The 4859-nt window shown below is 73.9% G+C and carries 3 protein-coding genes; 1 reads left to right on the top strand and 2 read right to left on the bottom strand.

Translation table 11 applies throughout. From position 1 onward, the window contains the following. Positions 1 to 53: 53 nt before the first annotated feature. Complete coding sequence (locus AB0472_RS42080; RefSeq protein WP_366364664.1) at positions 54 to 1760, bottom strand: carbohydrate binding domain-containing protein; 1707 nt, start codon at positions 1758 to 1760, stop codon at positions 54 to 56. Positions 1761 to 1969: 209 nt separating this feature from the next. Further along, complete coding sequence (locus AB0472_RS42075; RefSeq protein ID WP_366364663.1) at positions 1970 to 2218, bottom strand: hypothetical protein; 249 nt, start codon at positions 2216 to 2218, stop codon at positions 1970 to 1972. Between the two features lie 454 nt (positions 2219 to 2672). Between AB0472_RS42075 and fusA the strand changes: the two genes are divergently transcribed. Further along, a complete protein-coding gene (gene fusA / locus AB0472_RS42070; protein ID WP_366364662.1) occupies positions 2673 to 4742 on the top strand; it encodes an elongation factor G in 2070 nt (689 codons plus the stop codon). The last annotated feature ends 117 nt before the right edge of the window (positions 4743 to 4859 follow it).

Here is a 4859-nt window from a genome sequence, read left to right as displayed (position 1 = left end):
GGTTCCCCGGGCACGCGCCCGGGGAACCGGCCCCCTCGCCGATGTGCCCGTGCTCAGCTCAGGGTGAAGTCGTCCGCGTCGACGGCGGACTGGCCGTACCAGCCGTGCACGTAGACGGTGACCGCACCGTCGGCGCCGGTGGTGAAGCTGACCGTGAGCTGGTTCCAGCTGCCGCTGTTGGACCAGGTGCTCGCGGTGGCGCCGCCGCTGACCCCGATGTAGGCGTACGGGCCCTGCACCCAGGCGGTGAGGGTGTAGGTGTGGTTGGCGGACAGGGTGACGCTCTGGTCGCACTCGCCGGTGCTGCTGGAGCTCGGCGTGACCTGGAGGCTGTGGCTGCCGCTGTGGACCGGGGAGGAGACCACCGAGCTGCCGCCGGAGCAGGTCCAGGGGCTCGGACTGCCGGTCTCGAAGCCCGCGTTGGTCAGTGAGCCGCCGCCCCCGCCCCCGCCGGAGGACGTGACCGTGAGCGAGTAGGTCGCGCTGTGGCTGCCGCTCGCGGCGGTGCCGGTGACGGTGATCGGGTAGGTGCCGGCCGCCACGGACGAGCCGACCGTCGCCGTCAGCGTCGAACTCCCGCCGGACGTCACGGAGGAGGGGCTGAAGGAGAGGCCGACACCGGAGGGCGCGCCGGAGGCGGAGAGGCCGACGGACTCGGCGCTGCCGGAGGTGACGGCCGTACCGACGGTCGCGGTCGCCGAACCGCCCTGGGCGACCGAGGCCGAACCCGGTGACAGGGACAGCGAGAAGTCGGTGCCGGTGCCTCCGCCGCCACCGCCCGTGCTGCCCTCGTAGGGCACGAACGCGTCCGTGAACGCGAGCTTGTTCTGGCTGATCTCGCTGCACGTGGAGAGCGAGTTGGCGCTGCCGCCGCACGGCTGGTCCCGGTTGGCCGACCAGAACGACAGCCGGCCGACGCCGTTCTGCGCGGCGAAGGACTCCACCGTCTGGGCGTCCGCAAGGGTGAAGGTGGAGCCGTCGTCGTTCTTGCCGATCATCGGCGTGATGCCGAGGTTGGCGTAGGTGTAGCCGGAGTCCACGGACTGCATCTGCGCGAGCGTGGCCCTGGCGGCGGAGACCGCGCCCTGGCCCATCTCGGTGCCGGTGCCCGCGTAGTAGTCCATGGCCATGATGTTGACGACGTCGATCTTGACGCCCGCGGTCCTGGCGGCCTTGATGATGTTGACGCCGTCGCCGGTGAGCCCGCTGGTCAGCACCGGCAGGGTCATGGAGAACTTCAGGTTCGGGTTGGACGCCTTCAGGTCCTTCATCGCCTGCATCTGCCGGGCCGCGGCCGCGGTGTCCGCGACGGCGGCGCCCTCGACGTCGAAGTCGAGCTGGGTGACGCCGTAGTCGTTGATGATGGCCTGGTATCCGGCGTCGATGCTGCTCTGGGTCGAGCAGGTCCAGGCGAGCGGCTCACCGCTGGCGCCGCCGGAGGAGATGATGACGGAGGCGCCCTCGGACTTCGCCCTGGCGATCTCGGGGTCGGTGAACGAGTCGTTGCCTATGGGGAGCGTGTCGCCCCAGATCTGGGTGCAGCCCTCGCCGAGGACGAAGGCCGCCGTGTAGGCCTTGAGCCCGTGTCCCGTGACGGCGGTGTCGAGCAGTCCTTCCTGACCGTTCGACATGTCGACGTAGGGAGCGACGGAGTAGACGCTGCTCCCTGCGGCGCTGCCGGCGGGGGCCAGCGCGACGGTGACGCCGGTCGTCGCGAGTGCGAGCGCACAGGCGGAGGCCGCAAATCTTGCCAGGTGCATGACAGTGGCCCTTTCGGGATGCCCATCGAGGGCGGGGTGGTGGGGGGGTGGGCCGAGATTTGGTACATACCAAACCGCCGCCGAGGCCCGTCAGTCAAGAGGACTAGACCAACTCCATACCATTCGGGAACGGTACGGCCCCGCGCCGCCGCACCGGCCGGGGGTGTCTCCCGTCTCCGGCGGGCGGGCCGGAGACGGGAGACACCGGCTCACCGCGCCGTCAGGAACCCGTCCGCGGCCGGCGGGCGGTTCACGACGCGGATGTCACCGATGCCGTCGTGGAACACGATGTCGACGGCGCCCGCGTACTCGTGGCCGCCCACCAGCCACGGCAGCCCGAGCGAGGTGAGGCCTTCCGAGAGCCGGTTCGGGCTGTCGGCGACCGGGGCGCCCTCGGCGTACGGCCGCGGACGGCGGCCGGCGTTGACCACGGCCAGGTGCCACCACCTGAGCTCCACCAGGCCGTCCCCCCGGTCGGTGGTCGGGTGCGTGTCGCTCAGCGGGTCGTGGGAACTGCGGTTCGCGGCCGTTGTCCGCGATCGGGGCGGCCGGCCGAAAACCGGGTGCCACGATTCGCACCCCTGCCTACACTCATCCACTGTCACGCACCGTGGCCGCGACCCGCGGCCGCCCTGTTCTGCCGTGACGCGTCCGGACGACCGAGGGGAGAGGGCCATGCGGGACCGCACCGCCGTCGCCTCCCCCCTGTCCCGGTACGACGTGATCCTCGTGTCCCCGTCCCTCCGGTGCCCGCCGCGCGGCCGGCACCGGACTCCGTGACGAGCGACCCGATCACCCAACCACCGTCATCTGCGCCGATTCTGATGTGCCGTCATAGGTGACCGGTGGACTTCGCCGCACGGGACATCGCGCTGCCCATTCCGGCAACCGTCATCCGAGAGGCACCGGGCCATGCGCACCGAACTCCGCACGAACCCCGTCAACCCCCTTGCCGCCGTCCGCAACCTGGGCATCCTCGCCCACGTCGACGCCGGGAAGACCACCGTCACCGAACGCATCCTCTTCGCCACCGGCACCATCCACCGACGCGGCGAGGTCCACGACGGCACCACCGTCACCGACTTCGACCCCCAGGAGCGCGACCGCGGCATCACCATCTTCGCGGCGGCCGTCAGCTGCGCCTGGGACGGCCACCGCGTCAACCTCATCGACACCCCCGGCCACGTCGACTTCGCCGACGAGGTCGAACGCTCCCTGCGCGTCCTCGACGGCGCGATCGCCGTGTTCGACGCGGTCGCCGGCGTCGAGCCGCAGAGCGAGTCGGTGTGGCGGCAGGCCGACCGGCACGGCGTCCCCAGGATCGCCTTCGTCAACAAGCTGGACCGCGCGGGCGCCGACCTCGACAGAGCCGTCGAGTCGATCCGCACCCGCCTGCACCCGGCCCCGCTCGTCGTCCAGCTGCCCATCGGCACCGAGGACGGCTTCACCGGCGTCGTCGACCTCGTGCGCATGCGCGCGCTGGTCTGGGCGGACGACGGCGGTACGGCGACGCGGGGGCCCGTTCCGCAGGAGCTGCGGGAGGCGGCGGACCGGCGACGGCACGCGCTGGAGGAGGCGGTGGCCGCGCTGCACCCGGGTGCGCTGGAGGAGTTCTGCGCACCGCCCGGCCGGCTGTCCGACGCCACGCTGGCCGGTGCCCTGCGGGACCTCACCCTGAGCGGCGCGGGCGTCGTCGTGCTGTGCGGCTCCGCCTACCGCAACCGCGGCATCGAACCGCTCCTCGACGCGGCCGTGGCCTACCTCCCCGCACCGCTCGACGTCCCCGCGGTGCGCGGTACCCACGAGGGTGCCGAGCAGCGGCGGGCCGCCGACCCCGAGGGGCCGTTCGCGGCACTCGTGTTCAAGGTGACCGCGACCGCCACCGGACGCCTCACCCATGTCCGGGTCTACTCCGGCACGATCGGGAAGGGAGACACCGTGTGGGACCCGGCGACGCGCCGCAGCGAGCGCGTGGCGCGCATCCTCCGTGTCATGGCCGGCCGGCACGAGCCCCTCGACCGGGCGGTGGCCGGTGACATCGTGGCCGTCGTCGGGCTGCGGTCGGCCCGCCCCGGCGCCACGCTGTGCGCTCCGGACGCCCCGCTGCTCCTGGAGCCGCCGGCCGTCGCGGAACCGGTGGTCTCGGTCGCCGTCGAGGCCCGCCGCCGTACCGACACCGGCCGGCTGGCCGAGGCGCTGGCCCGGCTGGCGGAGGAGGATCCCTCGCTGGCGGTGCGCACCGACGCCGAGACCGGGCAGACCGTGCTGTCCGGGATGGGCGAACTGCACCTGGAGGTCGCGGTGGAGAAGATCCGCCGGGACGGCGGCCCCGAGGTGACGGTGGGCCGGCCGCGGGTCGCCCTGCGGGAGACCGTGGCCCGCGGGGTCACCGGTTTCGTCCACCGGCACGTCCACCAGACCGGCGGGGCGGGCCAGTTCGCGCACATCGTCCTGGACGTCGAAGCCCTCGGGCACGAAGGCGGCTACGAGGCGGGCTTCGCGTTCCGGTCGGCGGTCGCCGGCGGCCGGGTGCCGCAGGAGTACGTCCGCGCGGTCGAGGCCGGCTGCCGGGACGCCCTCGCCGAGGGACCGCTCGGCGGGCATCCGGTCACCGGGCTCCGGGTCACCCTGACCGACGGCTCGACGCACGTGAAGGACTCCTCCGACACGGCGTTCCGCACGGCGGGGCGGCTCGGTCTCCGGGAGGCCCTGCGGGCCTGCGCGATGACGCTCCTGGAGCCGGTCGCCGAGGTCACGGTCACCGTGCCCGAGGACGCGGTGGGCGGCGTGCTCGGCGACCTGGCCGCCCGGCGCGGCCGGGTCACCGGTTCCGTGGCGCGGGGCGGCTCGGCGGTGCTCACCGCCACCGTGCCGCTGGCCGAGCTCTTCGGCTACGCGACCCGGCTGCGCGGCCGCACCCAGGGCCGCGGCACCTTCACCGCCCGCCCGTCGGGCCACGCACCGGCCCCGCCGGCCCGGTGACACCGGGGTGGGGGGGGGGGGCCAAAGGCCGCCGCCCCCGCGCCGCCCCCGGGGGGCGGGGGGGGCCCGGGGGGCGGTGGGGGGGGGTGGGGGCGCGGGCGGGGGGGCCGTGCTCCC

The organism is Streptomyces sp. NPDC086777, assembly GCF_040702065.1.
In the GTDB taxonomy this organism is placed as follows: Bacteria; Actinomycetota; Actinomycetes; order Streptomycetales; family Streptomycetaceae; genus Streptomyces.
The sequence above is the reverse complement of the archived record's forward strand: the minus strand, read 5'-3'. Positions and strand labels throughout refer to the sequence as shown.

What these genes read in the sequence shown, in the direction of transcription:
- AB0472_RS42080 (WP_366364664.1), bottom strand. Translation starts at nt 1,760, where the DNA reads ATGCACCTGGCAAGATTTGCGGCCTCCGCCTGTGCGCTCGCACTCGCG.
- fusA (WP_366364662.1), top strand. Translation starts at nt 2,673, where the DNA reads ATGCGCACCGAACTCCGCACGAACCCCGTCAACCCCCTTGCCGCCGTC.